The sequence below is a fragment of the Variovorax sp. IB41 genome (assembly GCF_016405905.1).
In the GTDB taxonomy this organism is placed as follows: Bacteria; Pseudomonadota; Gammaproteobacteria; order Burkholderiales; family Burkholderiaceae_C; genus Variovorax.
In genome coordinates, this window is record NZ_JAEFCB010000011.1 from 1 (window position 1) to 13,690 (window position 13,690).

The window sequence follows — 13,690 nt, forward strand, 5'->3', positions numbered from 1 at the left end:
CGAAGGTGGCGGTGAGGGTCTTCCACTCGTTCGCGATTGCGAGCGTCGTGACCACGGCGAGTACCACGCCGCTGAAGATCTTGGTGGGCTTTTCCATGCGCGCGGCGAACGCCGGCTTGCGCGAGGCCACGAACATGCCGATGGCCACCGGCACCATCACGATCGCGATCACTTCCACGAGCTTGCGCGTCTGCAGCGGCACCACCTGGCCGCCGTGCGCAAAATGGTTGATGGCCCAGTTGGCGATGAGCGGCAGCGTGACGATCGACAGCAGCGTGTTCACGGCGGTGAGCGAGATGTTCATCGCCACGTTGCCGCCGAAGAGGTGCGAGAACAGGTTGGCCGAAATGCCGCCCGGCGAAGCCGCCAGCAGCATGAGCCCGATGGCGAACACCGGCGAGAGCCCGAAGCCCACGATGATCGCGTAGCAGGCGAGTGGCAGGCCAATGACCTGCAGCAGGAGCGCGATGGTCACCGCCTTGGGGTGCTTGAAGAGCCGCCGGAAGTCGGCCAGCGAGAGCGACAGCCCCAGCCCGAACATCACCAGCGCGAGCGCGCCGAACAGGAACCGGGTCACGATGAGCGTGGTGTCCATGGATTGTGTCTCCTCTTTGGTTCTTCTAAAAAAATGGCTGCCCGCACCCGTCGCGCGGGCGCTGGCAGCCGTGGAAAACCGGGGATCGACGCGTCTTATTGTTTGTAGCTGTCGTCGATGCGGTCGAGTTTGCGGATCAGCGAAGGCCAGACGAACATGCCGCCCAGGCCGCCGCTTTGCACCTTCATCGCCTGGCCCACGCCATCGATGATCTTCGGGTTCACATGCGTGAGTTCGCTGCCGCCCGATTGCGCCGCGATCTGGATCTGGCAGGTGTTCTCGAAGGTGTACATCGAAAGGAACGCATCGGCAATGGTCTTGCCGCAGGTCAGCAGGCCGTGGTTGCGCAGCATGAGGAAATTCGCATGGCCCATGTCGGCCTGCAGGCGCGGCTTCTCGTCGTCGCGGAAGGCCACGCCTTCGTAGTCGTGGTAGGCGAGCGAGGCCAGCACGAAGGTCGACTGCTGGCTGATGGGCAGCACGCCGTTCTTCTGCGCGCTCACCGCGATGCCGGCCTTGGTGTGGGTGTGCAGCACGCACTGGATGTCTTCGCGCGCGGCATGCACCGCGCTGTGGATCACGAAGCCGGCCGGGTTGACCGGGTAGGGCGACTCGATGATCTTGTTGCACTGCTGGTCGACTTTCACGAGGCTGGACGCGGTGATCTCGTCGAACATCAGCCCGTAGGGGTTGATGAGAAAGTGATGCTCGGGGCCGGGCACGCGCGCGCTGATGTGCGTGAACACGAGGTCGCTCCAGCCGTAGAGCGCGACGAGCCGGTAGCAGGCGGCGAGGTCCACGCGCAGCTGCCACTCTTCGGCGGAGACGAGCTTCTGGATTTCGGATTGGGAGTTGGCGTTCATGGTGTGGGTGTCCTTTGTCTGGGGTCTGTCAGGCCGCGGCCGGCTCTTTGAGCACGGTCTTGTAGATGCTTTGCTTGGGCTGGGCCATCAACCGGCGCAGCATGGGCTCGAATTCGCCGATCGGCAAGGTCTCGGCCTTCGGGTCGAAGGCGGGGTTGTCGTAGAGCGCGCAGAACTCGGCCGTGCGCTCGTAGTGCGGGTGGTCCTTGAAGTTCTCGCGCATGTCGCGGTCCAGGCCAATGTGATGGAAGAAGTAATGGCCCTGGAAGATCCCGTGGTGCTGCACCATCCAGTGGTTGGCCTCGCTCACGAAGGGCTTGAGGATCGCGGCGGCGATGTCGGGGTGGTTGAAGCTGCCGAGCGTGTCGCCGATGTCGTGCAAGAGCGCGCACACCACGTACTCCTCGTCGCGGCCGTCGCGCAGGGCGCGCGTGGCGGTCTGCAGCGAGTGGGTGTAGCGGTCGACCGGAAAGCCGCCGTAGTCGCCCTCCAGGATCTGCAGGTGCTTGATCACGCGCGCGGGCAGGCCGCCCGCGAACTGCATGAACTCGCCGCCGATCAGTTGCCAGTCTTCGCGCGTGCTCTCCTGCATGCTCTTGAAACTTGCCCTTGCGCTCATCGTGTCGTCTCCATTGTTCGTGCGTTGTTCGTCCGTGGGGTGGCGGTCACTGTAGACCTGCACTTGACGCTCAACTGTCAAGAATTTGACAATGTAGGGTGGTGGTAAACCCCTGTCCCCGGGGGGACCCGCCGATCCTTTCTCCCGATGCCCCCTTCCACCAAGCCGCGTCTCTCCGCCCCGCACCGCGCCGCGCTGGAGGGCAACCCGTGGTTCACCAGCATGCCGCGCGCGCAGCGCGAGGCGCTGGTGGGCGCGGCCGAGCTCATCCACGTGCGGCGCGGCACGATGGTGTTCCGCCAGGGCGATCCGATTCATGCGTCGGGCGGCGGTTTCTACGGGCTGGTGGCGGGCACGATCAAGATCTCGTCGCTGCGGCAGGACGGCCGCGAGGCCATCCTCGCGGTGCTGGAGCCGGGCAACTGGTTCGGCGAGATCACGCTGATCGACGGCTCGCCCCGCACGCACGACGCGACCGCGCTCGAGGCGCTCGACCTCCTGGTGGTGTCGCCCGAAGCCTTCACGCGGCAGATGCGCGACGTGGTGTTTTCCAACGCGATTGCCGCGATGCTGGCCGCGCGGGTGCGCATGCTCTACGGCCTCGCGGAAGACGCGACGCTGCGCAGCCTGCGCGCGCGCGTGGCGCACCGGCTGCTGGTGCTCGCGCGCGGCGACGCGACGCAGTCGGTGCACCTGCGGCACCAGCTCATGCTGCCGCAGGAGGCGCTCGCGATGATGCTCGGCGTGACGCGCCAGACGCTCTCGAAAGAACTCAACGCGCTGGCGGGCGAGGGCGTGGTGGCGCTGGGCTACGGGCGCATCGAGCTGCTGTCGCTCGATGCGCTGCAGCGGCTGGTCAGTACGGGATAGCTTCTGCGGTCACTCACGACTCTTTCGTGAAACACCGCGGAACCGGCTTTGCCGGGCCGCAGGTGTTGCCCCCGGTAGGGGGTAGGAGAAGCGACACGAAGTGCGCGCAGCCTGGGGGCGAGCCTATCTGAGCACGCGCCCGTCGGCCGAGATGCTGATCAGGTCGATGCTGCGCACGTTGTCGCGCAGGCCCGGGCGCAGGTTGATGCGAAAGCCCCCCACGTCGTAGTCGGTCATCGCGGTCATCGTGCGCTGCAGCGTCGCCGTGTTGAAGCCGCGGCCCGCGCGGCGCACCGCCTCACCCACTGTCTTGGCGGCGATGAAGCCCTCCAGCCCTTCGTAGGACGCGGTCTGGTCGGAGTTGTCGACCGCCGCGAGGTACTCCTTGACGATCGGAATGGCCGAGGGCCGCGGCGAGGGCACCACCTGCGAGATCACGATGCCGCCGATGTCCTTGCCCAGCTCCGCGTAGAGCGGATCGATCCCCACGATCGAGAAGGCCATGAAGTTGCCCGTGTAGCCGCTCTTGCGGAGCTTGCGGATGGCGCTGGCGGTGGTGCCCGAGAGCGACACCAGCACGATGGCCTGGGGCGACTGCTTCTGCACGTCTTTCAGCGCGGCGTCGAGCTTGTCGCCGCCCGCGGGCACCAGCGCGCTCGCGACCAGCGGGGTGAGCTTGAGTTCGGTGATGGCCTGCTGCACGGCGGCCAGGCCCGCGCGGCCCATGGCGTCGTCGTCGCCCAGGAACGCCACGCGCGTCTGCCCCACGGTGGCGCACTGGCGCACGATCTTGAGGGCCTCGTCGATCATGCCGGGCCGCACGTGGAACACGTTCGGGTGCTCGGCGCCGCGCAGGTTGTCCGATGCGGCGAAGGGTGCGAAGAGCAGGCTCCCCTGCTGGGTGGCGACGTTCGCGCCGGCCTCGCTGCTGGCGGTGCCGACGAAGCCGAAGAGCAGGTCCGCCTTCTGCGCGCCGAGCAGGGTGCGCGCGTTGGCGCTGGCGCGGGCGGCTTCGTAGCCGTCGTCCAACTGCACCAGCTTCAGCTGCAGGCCGGTGGTAGCGTTGCGCGTGTTGAAGTCGCTCACCGCGAGCCGGCTGCCCGCCGCGAAGGCGCTGCCGATGTCAGCGGCGCCGCCGGTCAGCGGCACCGATTGCCCGAGCAGCACGACGCGGGGCGCGCCGGCGGTGCGGGTCTGCGCCAATGCACCTTGAGTGATGCCCAAACCCATGCCGCCGCCCCACAGCAGCGCGCCGCATGCCTTCTCCAACCATTCCCTGCGTGACCTGTTCATTGCGCACCTTTTGTGAGAAGTAGTAAAAAAGTGTAGCAATATTGAGGCCAGGGCGATAGCAGCGGCTGCTACAGAATTGCCCTATGAAAACTGCTTTTCTCTGGGGTGGATTCGGGTTGTGCGTGGCGCTCGCGGGATGCACCGTGCTGCCGCGCGATGTGGTGGAAATCGCGCAGCCCGTTCCTGCACCGTCGCCGGACGTTGCGCAGGAGCCGCCGCCCATGGTCATCGGTGCGCCGCCGACCGCAGCCACGCGGCCCCAGGCGCCCGCGATCGAGAAGGATGCGGTGATCCGCCAGCGGCGCCTGCCCGACTATCCGACCGCGCTGGCGAACGAGGGCGTGGAAGGCCAGGTGATCGCCGTCTTCTACGTGGGTGAAACAGGCGTGCCCGAAGACGTGCGCATCGAACGATCGCCGCATCCGCTGCTGTCGAAGGCGGTGACCGATGCACTCAAGGGATGGCGCTTCGACCCCGCGCGCTCGGCGGACGGGCGCGCGGTGCGCACCCGGATGCGGCTGCCGTTCCGCTTCCAGGCCGAGTAGCGGGTTGTAGCGGACTTTTTCTTCAGGCGCGCTCGAACACCAGGTCCCACACGCCGTGGCCGAGCTTGATGCCGCGGTTCTCGAACTTGGTGAGCGGGCGGTATTCCGGCTTCGCGGCGTAGCCTTCGGCTGTGTTGCGCAGCAGCGGCTCGGCGGCCAGCACCTCGAGCATCTGCTCGGCGTAGGGCTGCCAGTCGGTCGCGCAATGGATGTAGCCGCCGGGGCGCAGGTGCTGCGCGAGCTTGGTCACGAATTCGGGCTGGATCAGCCGGCGCTTGTTGTGGCGCTTCTTGTGCCACGGGTCCGGAAAGAACACATGCACGCCGGCCAGCGTGCCGGGCTGCAGCATGTGGTCGAGCACGTCGACCGCGTCGTGCGCGCAGATGCGGATGTTCGAGATCGACTGCTCGCCGATGCGCTTGAGCAGCGCGCCCACGCCGGGCTCGTGCACCTCGCAGCAGAAAAAGTTGGTCTCGGGCAGCACCGTGGCGATGTGCGCGGTGGCCTCGCCCATGCCGAAGCCGATCTCCAGCACCGTCGGGGCGGCGCGGCCGCCGAAGGCCGCCGTCAAGTCGAGCGGCTCGGGGGTGTAGGGGATGAGAAACAGCGGACCCAGTTCAGAAAAGGCCCGCGCCTGGCCGTCGGTGGTGCGGCCGGCGCGCTTGACGAAGCTCTTGAGGCGGCGGTGCAGCGGGTGCGGCTTGTTGCTGTCGCCCGCGCTGTCGTCTGTGGTTTCGTCGCTGGGCGGGAGGTCGTGGGGCACGGTGTCGGGAAAGTTCATGGCGGCCGCGAATTGTAGAGAGCGCGCCATTCGGGCACCCAGCCGGCCAGTGCGGCCGCGCAGGATGCGGCCGTGGCGGGGCCCAGGCCGAGCACGCGCGCGGCCGCATCGAGCGCGGCCAGCGCGGCCTCGGGCGTAGACGTGTCGATGGCCGTGGCGCCGTTCTGCTTGGAGAGCTTGTCGCCATCGGCACCGCGCACCAGCGGCGTGTGCAGGTAGCTGGGCGTCGGAAGGCCCAGCGCGCGCTGCAGCAGGATCTGGCGCGCGGTGTTGTCTGCCAGGTCCTCGCCGCGGACCACGTCGGTCACGCCTTGCTCCGCGTCGTCGACCACCACGGCGAGTTGATAGGCCCACGGGCCATCGGCGCGGCGCAGCACGAAGTCGCCGACCTCGCGGCTGACGTCCTGGTGCTGCTCGCCCAGGCGCCGGTCGGTCCAGCGGAGTTCACCGGGCTGATTCGATTCGAACTTCTCGGTGGCGAAGCGCCAGGCCCGCGCGGGCTTGCCGTGCAGGCCATCCCGGCAGGTGCCGGGATACACGCGCTCGCCATGCCGCTCGTGCCGTTGGCCGAGGCGGGCGAGCGCCATGTCGATGTCCTTGCGCGAACACCCGCACGGGTACGCGAGGCCGAGTGCCTGCAGCTTCTGCAGCGCCGCCTCGTAGTGCGCCGTGCGCTGCGTCTGCCACACGGGCGTTTCGTCGGGCAGCAGATGGCAATCGGCCAGCTGCCGCAGCATGTGCTCGCCCATGCGGGGCAGGCACCGTTCGGTGTCGGCGTCCTCGATGCGGATCAGCCAGCGCGCCTCGGGGCCGCGGGCGCGCACGTCGAGCCAGCTCGCGAGTGCCGCCACCAGCGAGCCGGCGTGCAGCGGCCCGGTGGGCGAGGGCGCGAAACGGCCGGTCTCACGCATCCTAAAAATCGATCAGATCACCGCGAGTGCCAGCGAAAGGCCCGAGAGGAACGCGTCTTCCACGCGGTGCCCCGTGCACCAGTCGCCCGCCACGCCGATGCGGGCCTTGGCGTCCCACAGGTGCGTCTTGCCCACGGGCACCTGCGTCTGCGCTTCGGTCCAGCAGCGCGTCTGCGCATGCGAGGGCACCGCGTGGATGCCGGTGATCTCGGCGAAGGCGCGCAGCAGCTTGGCTTCGACGCGCGGCGCGTCGTCGCGCAGATGTTCCTGCGACCAGGTGGCGCTCGCCTGCAGCGTCCAGCGCTCGATGCGTTCGCGGCCGGGCTTGGACGATTCGCGCGCGAGCCATGCCACGCGGTGGTGGGTGCTGCGCGCCGCGTTCCACTGCGGGCCGAGGTGCGACATGTTGGGCTGGTTGGCCTGCGGGAACGCGATCATCAGCGTCCAGCACGGCGCGATGCGCACCGGCTCGATCTTCTGGCTGATCGATGCGGAGAGCTTGCCGTCGCCGAGCAGCACGCGGGTGCGCGCGGGCGGCACGGCGAGCAGCACGGCGTCGAAGCCGGAGTACACATGCTGCGAATCGTCTTCGCCCGCGGTGCGCAGTTGCCAGCGCTTGGCATCGAGCGCGTCGGGCTCGATCTGCGTGACCTGCGTGTTGGTGATGAGGTTGCCGGCCAGCGGCGCGGCCCAGTGGGCCACCAGCGCGTCCATGCCGGGCTGCGCGACCCAGTGCGATTCGCGGCCGGGCAATGCCGCTTCGGCCACGCGGCCGTGGGCGTCGAGCACGCGCACGAGGTTGGCGCTCCAGGGGCGGCAGAGGCTGGGCGTGGCTTCGAGCGCCAGCGCGAATCGCGGATCGCGCACGGTGAAGTACTGCGCGCCGCTGTCGAAGCGGCCGAACGCCGTGTCGATGCTCGCCATGCGGCCGCCGGGCGCGGCCTCGCGTTCGAACAGCGTGACCTTGTGACCGGCCTGCACCAGCGTGCGCGCGCAGGCCACCCCGGCGATGCCGGCGCCGACGACGGCGTAGTGGCGGGGAGTGGGGGAGGACGCGGAGGATGTTCGGTGACGGTCGGCTTGTTTTGCAGTTGCGCGGGTGCTCATGGCGGACTCTTTTCTTTTGACAGGGAGACAATGAATGTGTCCGCACTCTACATCGGTCTGCGAGGGCCGCTGGGAGACCAGGCCTCAGGGCTTTCCTCAGCGTCCCCGATGGCGCTCGAGCAGCGCGCGCCGCGTGGCCTCGTGCTCGAACTGCGCGAGCCACCATTCGAGCGCGCGCCCCGGCCCGCCCGCGCTGCGCACGCGCCACGCGCAATGCATGGTGCCCAGCGGCGGCGTGCGCTCGGTCTTGCGTTCGATGAGATGGCCCGCCTCGATGTACGGCCGCGCCATCGGCTCGGGCAAAAAGCCGCCGCCCAGGCCGTGCAATTGCGCCGCGAGCTTGAACTGCATGCTCGGCACGGTGAGCACGTCCTGCCCGCCGACGAGGTTCACGGTCATGCTCGGCCCACTGCGCACCGAGTCGGCCGCGGCGACCGCGCGGTACTGCCGCAGCACTTCGTCGGTCAGCGGCTCGGGCAGGCGCGCGAGCGGATGGTGCGGTGCCACCGCGTACACGAAGCGCAGCTCGCCGATCGGCCGGCTGCGGATGCCGGTGGCCGTGAACGCGAGGCTCGCGGCATCGAGCACCGCGCCGATCGCCAGGTCGGCCTCGCCGCTGGTCAGCGCCTCGATGGTGCCCAGCAGCGTCTCGTCGCGCAGCTTGAGCCGCGTGGGCGGATCGAGCGCGAAGAAGGCGGTGGCCAGGTCCAGCAGCGGGTCGCGCGCGATCACGCTGTCCACCGCGATGGTGAGCATCGGCTCCCAGCCCGTGGCCACGCGCTTGACGCGGTTGGCCACCGCGTCGATTTCGTTCAGCAGGCGCGCCGATTCGCGCAGCAGCTCGGCGCCCGCCTCGGTAATGCGCGCCTGGCGCGCGCTGCGGTCGAACAGCAGCACGTCCAGCGCATCTTCGATCTGGCGCACCCGGTAGCTCAGCGCGCTGGGCACGAGGTTGAGCGCGCGCGCCGCGCCCGCGAAGCTGCCGGTGTTGGCCACCGTCTGCAGCATGGCGAGCGCGTCGGGGGTCAGTACGTCTCTGGCGCTGGGCATGGCAATTCCATTGATCAAAAAATTTGAATGATGCCATCAAAACCGGGCGCTTTTACCTCGGGGGTGCGGGCCTAAAGTTCTTCACATCCGCTGCGCATCCGGCGCGGCATACGAAGAAGGCCAGAACATCCCCCCGGGGAACGGCCAAAGGAGTTCGACGATGTTGCAAGTCCGTAAATCACAGGAACGCGGTTATGCCGACCATGGCTGGCTGCGCTCGTTCCACAGCTTTTCCTTCGCCGGTTACTACGACGCGGCCCACATGGGCTTCGGCAACCTGCGGGTGATCAACGAAGACCGCGTGGCCGCGGGCGCCGGCTTCGGCACCCATGGCCACAAGGACATGGAGATCATCAGCTACGTGCTCTCGGGCGAACTGGCGCACAAGGACAGCATGGGGAACATCGAATCCATTCCGCCGGGCGACGTGCAGCGCATGAGCGCGGGCCGCGGCGTGATGCACAGCGAGTTCAACCACAAGAAGGACGAGACCACGCACTTCCTGCAGATCTGGATCGAGCCCAACGTGCGCGGCATCGCGCCGGGCTACGAGCAAAAGCAGTTCGGCGACGCCGAGAAGCGCGGCAAGCTGCGCCTGGTGGCCTCGCCCGACGGCAGCGACGGCTCGGTGAAGGTGAATGCCGATGCGCGCCTCTTCGCCGGGCTGCTTGATGGCGAAGAGAACGCCAGCCTGGCGCTCGACCCGGCGCGCAAGAGCTACGTGCACCTGATTCGCGGCGAGCTCGAAGTCAATGGCCAGAAGCTCTCGGGCGGCGACGCCGCGATGCTCGAAGGCGAATCGCAGTTGACGCTGGGCGCCGGCAAGGATGCCGAAGTGCTGGTGTTCGACCTGACCGCTTGATCCACCGCCGGGCGCTTGTCGTCCGGCTTTTTTTCTGTCCCCTGTATTTCAATCAACAACCCGAGGAGTTTTCAACCATGGCAACCACCACCACCCCCAACGCAGCCCAGGACACCCTGGCGCTGATCGGCCGCATCCTGATCGCCACGCTGTTCATCCCCGCCGGCTTCGGCAAGCTCATGGGCTTTGCGGGCACCGTCGGCTACATCACCAAGGTGGCGGGCCTGCCGCTGCCCGAGGTGGCGGCCGCGATCGCGATCGTCATCGAACTCGGCTTCGGCATCGCGCTGCTGGTCGGCTTCAAGACGCGCTGGGTGGCGCTCGTCATGGCCATCTTCACGGTCGCGACCGGCCTGTTCTTCCACAAGTTCTGGATCGATGCGACGCAGAACACGCAGTTCTTCAAGAACCTGGCGATCGCCGGCGGCATGCTTGCTTTCTCGGCCTTCGGCGCCGGCCGCTTCAGCATCGACAAGCGCTGATCCACCTTTCAACCCAAGGAGCACCTGAACATGGCAAACATCGTTGTCGTCTTCCATTCCGGCTACGGCCACACCCAACGCATCGCGCAAGCCGTGGCCGAATCGGCCGGCGCGCAGCTGCTCGCCATCGACGCCGACGGCAACCTGCCCGAAGGCGGCTGGGAAACATTGGCCGCGGCAGATGCCATCGTCTTCGGCTCGCCCACCTACATGGGCGGCGTGAGCTGGCAGTTCAAGAAGTTCGCCGATGCGTCGTCCAAGGTCTGGTACACGCAGGGCTGGAAGGACAAGCTCTTCGCCGGCTTCACCAACAGCGCCACCATGAACGGCGACAAGGTCACGACCATGGCGTACCTGTGGACGCTCGCGATGCAGCACAGCGGCATCTGGGTCAGCATGGGCATCCTGCCGACCAACAACAAGGCAGCGACACGCGACTCGATGAACTACGTGGGCGGCTACGGCGGCCTCTTGACGCAATCGCCGTCGGACGCGAGCCCGGCCGAGATGTTCAAGGGCGACTTCGATACGGCACGTGCATTCGGCGAACGTATTGCCGCAGTGGCAAGATCGCGCGGATAAACCCAGCCACCCACGGAGCCCCCGATGACCGACACCACTGCCCACGCCCAATTGCTTCAACCGCACGACAAGGACCTGGGTGGTGGCTTCAACGTGAGGCGCCTCTTGCCCGCGGCGCAGCGCCGCTCGGTCGGGCCCTTCGTGTTCTTCGACCATTTCGGGCCGGCCACCGAGAAGCCCGGCACCGAGCACGATGTGCGGCCGCATCCGCACATCGGCCTGGCGACGGTCACCTATCTTTTCGAGGGCGCGATGATGCATCGCGACAGCCTCGGAAGCGTGCAGGAGATCCTCCCCGGCGCGATCAACTGGATGACCTCGGGGCGCGGCATCGTGCACTCCGAGCGCAAGCCCGATCGCCTGAAGGCCGACACCTATGTGAACCACGGACTGCAGCTCTGGGCCGCATTGCCGCAGGCGCATGAGGAGGTCGAGCCGAGCTTCGAGCACACGCCGGCCAGCGCCATTCCCGAACTGGTGGAGCAGGGCGCCAACGTGCGCGTGCTGGTGGGCGAGGCCTTCGGCCAGCGCTCTCCGGTGAAGACATTGGCGCAGACCGTGTACGTCGACATCGCGCTGCCCGCGGGCGGCCGCTTCGAGCTGCCCGCACTGGCGCCCGAGCTGGCCATCTACGCCGTCGATGCCGATGCGCGCGTCAACGGCGAGGCGATCCCCGCGCACACGATGGCGGTGCTGCCCGACGGGCAGGGCGCTGTGCTGACTTCTGAGGCGGCCGTGCGCCTGATGGTGATCGGCGGTGAGCCGCTGGACGGTCCGCGCTACATCACCTGGAACTTCGTCTCGAGCCGGCGCGAGCGCATCCTCGAGGCCGGCGCCGACTGGGCCGCGCAACGCATGGGCCACGTGCCCGGCGAGACCGAATTCATTCCGCTGCCGGGCAAGCCCTTCGGCGTGCGCGAGCCGGACACCGGGACCACGCCCGTCTGACCCTGTTCGTACGTTGGCGGGAGAGATTTCGCGAGATTTCCGGACATCTCGAGGTAGTAAGCTGCGCCCCGCAAACGGCGATCGAGGGGATCGCCGTCCCAACGACATCCCAGAAAGGGAGCAAGGCACATGGCAGTTTTTCGGACCCCCGAGGTTGCGCCGGGCGAATACGGCGATCTTTTCGAATTCCTCATGAAGGAGCTCAAGCTCTTCAAGCGCAAGCTGGTCCTCATGCTCAAGCATGTGCAGACCGGCGAGTCGATGGTCTATGAACAGGCCTGGTACGACTTCCACCTGAAGGACCGCATCACGCACCTGCTCAAGACCGACGACTACGCCGCCGTCGCGCAGTTGCCGATCAACAAGAAGGGCCAGACCGGCATCTACATCGAGACCCGCTACGTCAAGAGCGGCAAGCTCGTCGGCCTGCAGCTCGTGGAGGCCCGGCCGCACGAGGGCGGGCGCTACGTGGGCCTCACGCCCGCGGTGGTGTTCACCGACGCCGACGGCGAGCGCATGCTGGCGTTCGCACAGAAGCTCAAGTAGAAAGAAGCGCAAACGAAAAAAAGGGTCCGACTGGTCGGACCCTTTTTCTTTTCTCGCCTGAGGCTTACTTGCCGCCGATCGAGACGGCCTCCGCAGGCGGTGCGCCATCGGGCGCCTTCGGCAGTTCGATCATCGCCTTGCGGCCCGCGCGACCGCGCCATGCCGAGAAGCCCACGCCGGCCAGCAGCAGCACGCACAACCCGATGAAGGTGCCGCTGATCGGCCGCGTGACGAACACCGACATGTCGCCGCGCGAGAGCAGCAGGGCGCGGCGGAAGTTCTCCTCCACCATCGGCCCGAGCACGAAGCCCAGCAGGATCGGCGCGACCGAGAACTCCAGCGTCATCAGCACCGCGCCGACGATGCCGAACACCAGCACTTCCCAGATCTGGAACAGGCTGTTCTGCGTGCTGTACACGCCCGTCGCAATGAAGAACATCGCGGCCGGGAACAGGTACTTGTAGGGCACCTTCAGGAGCTTGACCCACACGCCGATCATCGGCACGTTCAGCACCACCAGGATCACGTTGCCGATCCAGAACGAGGCGATCAGGCCCCAGAAGATGTCCGGATGCTCGGTGATGAGCTGCGGGCCGGGCTGGATGCCCTGGATCAGCAGCGCGCCCAGGATCAGCGCCATCACCGCGTCGCCCGGAATCCCCAGGCTCATCGTCGGGATGAAGTCGACCTGCGTCTTGGAGTGGGCCGAGGCCTCGGGGCCGGCCACGCCTTCGATCATGCCGGTGCCGAACTTGTCGGGCGTCTTGGAGACCTTGCGCTCCAGCGCGTAGGCGATGAAGGTGGTGATGGTCGGGCCGGTGCCGGGCATCGCGCCGAAGATCGTGCCGACGATGGTGCCGCGGATCATGGCGGGGAAGGCGCGCTTCAATTCTTCCTTGCTCGGGCGCATGTCGCTCAGCTTGAGCGTGCCCGTGTCGCCGATGGCCTTCATGCGGTTCACGTTGAGCAGGAAGTCGGCCACGCCGAAGAGGCCCATCGAGATGGCCACCAGTTCGAGGCCGTCGCTCAACTCGGGCAGGTTGAACGCGAAGCGGAAGCTGCCGCTGTTCACGTCGGTGCCGACCACGCCGCACAGGAGGCCGAAGATCGTCATCGCCACGCCCTTGAGCGGCGAGCCGCGCGACATGGTGGAACCGGCAAGAAGGCCCAGCAGCATGATCGAGAAGATCTCGGTCGGGCCGAACTTGAACGCGATCTGCACCAGCAGGGGCGAGGCGAAGATCATCACGATGATGCCGACCGACGCCGCGAAGAACGAGGCGATCATCGTCACCCCGAGCGCGACGCCGCCCTTGCCCTGCTTGGTCATCGGGTAGCCGTCCAGGCACGTCACCGCATGCGGCGGGTGCGAGGGCATGTTCATCAGGATGGCGCCGATGGCACCGCCGTACTGCGAGCCGTAGAAGATGCCCGCCAGCATCAGGATCGCGGGCACCGGGTGCATCGCGTAGGTGAGCGGCAGAAGGATCGAGATGGCCTGCAGTGCGCCCATGCCCGGCAGCACGCCGATCAGGTTGCCCACCAGCACGCCGAAGAACGACCACAGGAGATTGGAGCCCTGGAACGCGACACCGAAGCCGAACCAGAGGTCGTGGAGCGATTGACCGATCATGGC

16 protein-coding genes are annotated in these 13,690 nt (G+C 67.4%); 7 read left to right on the forward strand and 9 right to left on the reverse strand.

Annotated elements, in window-relative coordinates; all coding sequences use genetic code 11:
• The 3 genes from JC881_RS19630 to JC881_RS19640 form a co-directional block, all read right to left on the reverse strand.
• The coding region (locus JC881_RS19630; protein ID WP_198787387.1) for a bile acid:sodium symporter family protein at positions 1-595 on the reverse strand (595 nt) is incomplete at its 3' end.
• Positions 596-690: 95 nt separating this feature from the next.
• Positions 691-1,458, reverse strand: coding sequence for a class II aldolase/adducin family protein (locus JC881_RS19635; protein ID WP_093433400.1), 768 nt, complete (start codon positions 1,456-1,458; stop codon positions 691-693).
• Positions 1,459-1,486: 28 nt separating this feature from the next.
• The gene (locus JC881_RS19640) at positions 1,487-2,077 is read right to left on the reverse strand and encodes an HD domain-containing protein (protein WP_198787388.1); all 591 of its coding nucleotides are present in this window, start codon (positions 2,075-2,077) and stop codon (positions 1,487-1,489) included.
• A gap of 147 nt (positions 2,078-2,224) precedes the next feature.
• Between JC881_RS19640 and JC881_RS19645 the strand changes: the two genes are divergently transcribed.
• The gene (locus tag JC881_RS19645; protein ID WP_198787389.1) at positions 2,225-2,947 is read left to right on the forward strand and encodes a Crp/Fnr family transcriptional regulator; all 723 of its coding nucleotides are present in this window, start codon (positions 2,225-2,227) and stop codon (positions 2,945-2,947) included.
• A 123-nt stretch (positions 2,948-3,070) separates the two neighbouring features.
• Here the strand turns inward: JC881_RS19645 and JC881_RS19650 are convergent, their stop codons facing one another.
• Positions 3,071-4,240, reverse strand: coding sequence for an ABC transporter substrate-binding protein (locus JC881_RS19650; protein ID WP_198787390.1), 1,170 nt, complete (start codon positions 4,238-4,240; stop codon positions 3,071-3,073).
• A gap of 83 nt (positions 4,241-4,323) precedes the next feature.
• Between JC881_RS19650 and JC881_RS19655 the strand changes: the two genes are divergently transcribed.
• Positions 4,324-4,785, forward strand: a complete 462-nt coding sequence (locus JC881_RS19655) for an energy transducer TonB (RefSeq protein ID WP_198787391.1) — start codon at positions 4,324-4,326, stop codon at positions 4,783-4,785.
• Positions 4,786-4,807: 22 nt separating this feature from the next.
• On the opposite strand, the gene trmB is transcribed toward JC881_RS19655, so the two are convergent.
• The 4 genes from trmB to JC881_RS19675 all read right to left on the reverse strand — a co-directional run bounded on the left by trmB (position 4,808) and on the right by JC881_RS19675 (position 8,634).
• Positions 4,808-5,566 carry a tRNA (guanosine(46)-N7)-methyltransferase TrmB gene (gene trmB, locus JC881_RS19660; protein ID WP_198787392.1) on the reverse strand — a complete coding sequence of 253 codons (759 nt, stop codon included), beginning with the start codon at positions 5,564-5,566 and terminating at the stop codon, positions 4,808-4,810.
• Positions 5,563-6,477, reverse strand: a complete 915-nt coding sequence (gene gluQRS / locus JC881_RS19665; RefSeq protein WP_198787393.1) for a tRNA glutamyl-Q(34) synthetase GluQRS — start codon at positions 6,475-6,477, stop codon at positions 5,563-5,565. Before gluQRS ends, trmB begins: the two co-directional genes overlap by 4 nt.
• A gap of 12 nt (positions 6,478-6,489) precedes the next feature.
• Positions 6,490-7,584 carry an NAD(P)/FAD-dependent oxidoreductase gene (locus JC881_RS19670; RefSeq protein ID WP_198787394.1) on the reverse strand — a complete coding sequence of 365 codons (1,095 nt, stop codon included), beginning with the start codon at positions 7,582-7,584 and terminating at the stop codon, positions 6,490-6,492.
• Between the two features lie 96 nt (positions 7,585-7,680).
• On the reverse strand, positions 7,681-8,634 hold the full coding sequence (locus JC881_RS19675; protein WP_198787395.1) for a LysR family transcriptional regulator: 954 nt from the start codon (positions 8,632-8,634) through the stop codon (positions 7,681-7,683).
• A 160-nt stretch (positions 8,635-8,794) separates the two neighbouring features.
• On the opposite strand from JC881_RS19675, the gene JC881_RS19680 reads away from it, so the two are divergent.
• The 5 genes from JC881_RS19680 to JC881_RS19700 all read left to right on the forward strand — a co-directional run bounded on the left by JC881_RS19680 (position 8,795) and on the right by JC881_RS19700 (position 12,054).
• Complete coding sequence (locus JC881_RS19680; protein ID WP_198787396.1) at positions 8,795-9,496, forward strand: pirin family protein; 702 nt, start codon at positions 8,795-8,797, stop codon at positions 9,494-9,496.
• 41 nt (positions 9,497-9,537) lie between these two features.
• Positions 9,538-9,978 (forward strand): DoxX family protein, encoded by a 441-nt coding sequence (locus JC881_RS19685; protein ID WP_269823196.1) that lies wholly within the window; start codon positions 9,538-9,540, stop codon positions 9,976-9,978.
• A gap of 30 nt (positions 9,979-10,008) precedes the next feature.
• Positions 10,009-10,560, forward strand: a complete 552-nt coding sequence (locus JC881_RS19690; protein ID WP_198787398.1) for a flavodoxin family protein — start codon at positions 10,009-10,011, stop codon at positions 10,558-10,560.
• Positions 10,561-10,584: 24 nt separating this feature from the next.
• The gene (locus tag JC881_RS19695) at positions 10,585-11,508 is read left to right on the forward strand and encodes a pirin family protein (protein WP_198787399.1); all 924 of its coding nucleotides are present in this window, start codon (positions 10,585-10,587) and stop codon (positions 11,506-11,508) included.
• A gap of 129 nt (positions 11,509-11,637) precedes the next feature.
• Positions 11,638-12,054 (forward strand): hypothetical protein, encoded by a 417-nt coding sequence (locus JC881_RS19700; protein ID WP_198787400.1) that lies wholly within the window; start codon positions 11,638-11,640, stop codon positions 12,052-12,054.
• Between the two features lie 64 nt (positions 12,055-12,118).
• On the opposite strand, the gene JC881_RS19705 is transcribed toward JC881_RS19700, so the two are convergent.
• A complete protein-coding gene (locus tag JC881_RS19705; protein WP_198787401.1) occupies positions 12,119-13,687 on the reverse strand; it encodes a tripartite tricarboxylate transporter permease in 1,569 nt (522 codons plus the stop codon).
• Positions 13,688-13,690 lie beyond the last annotated feature (3 nt).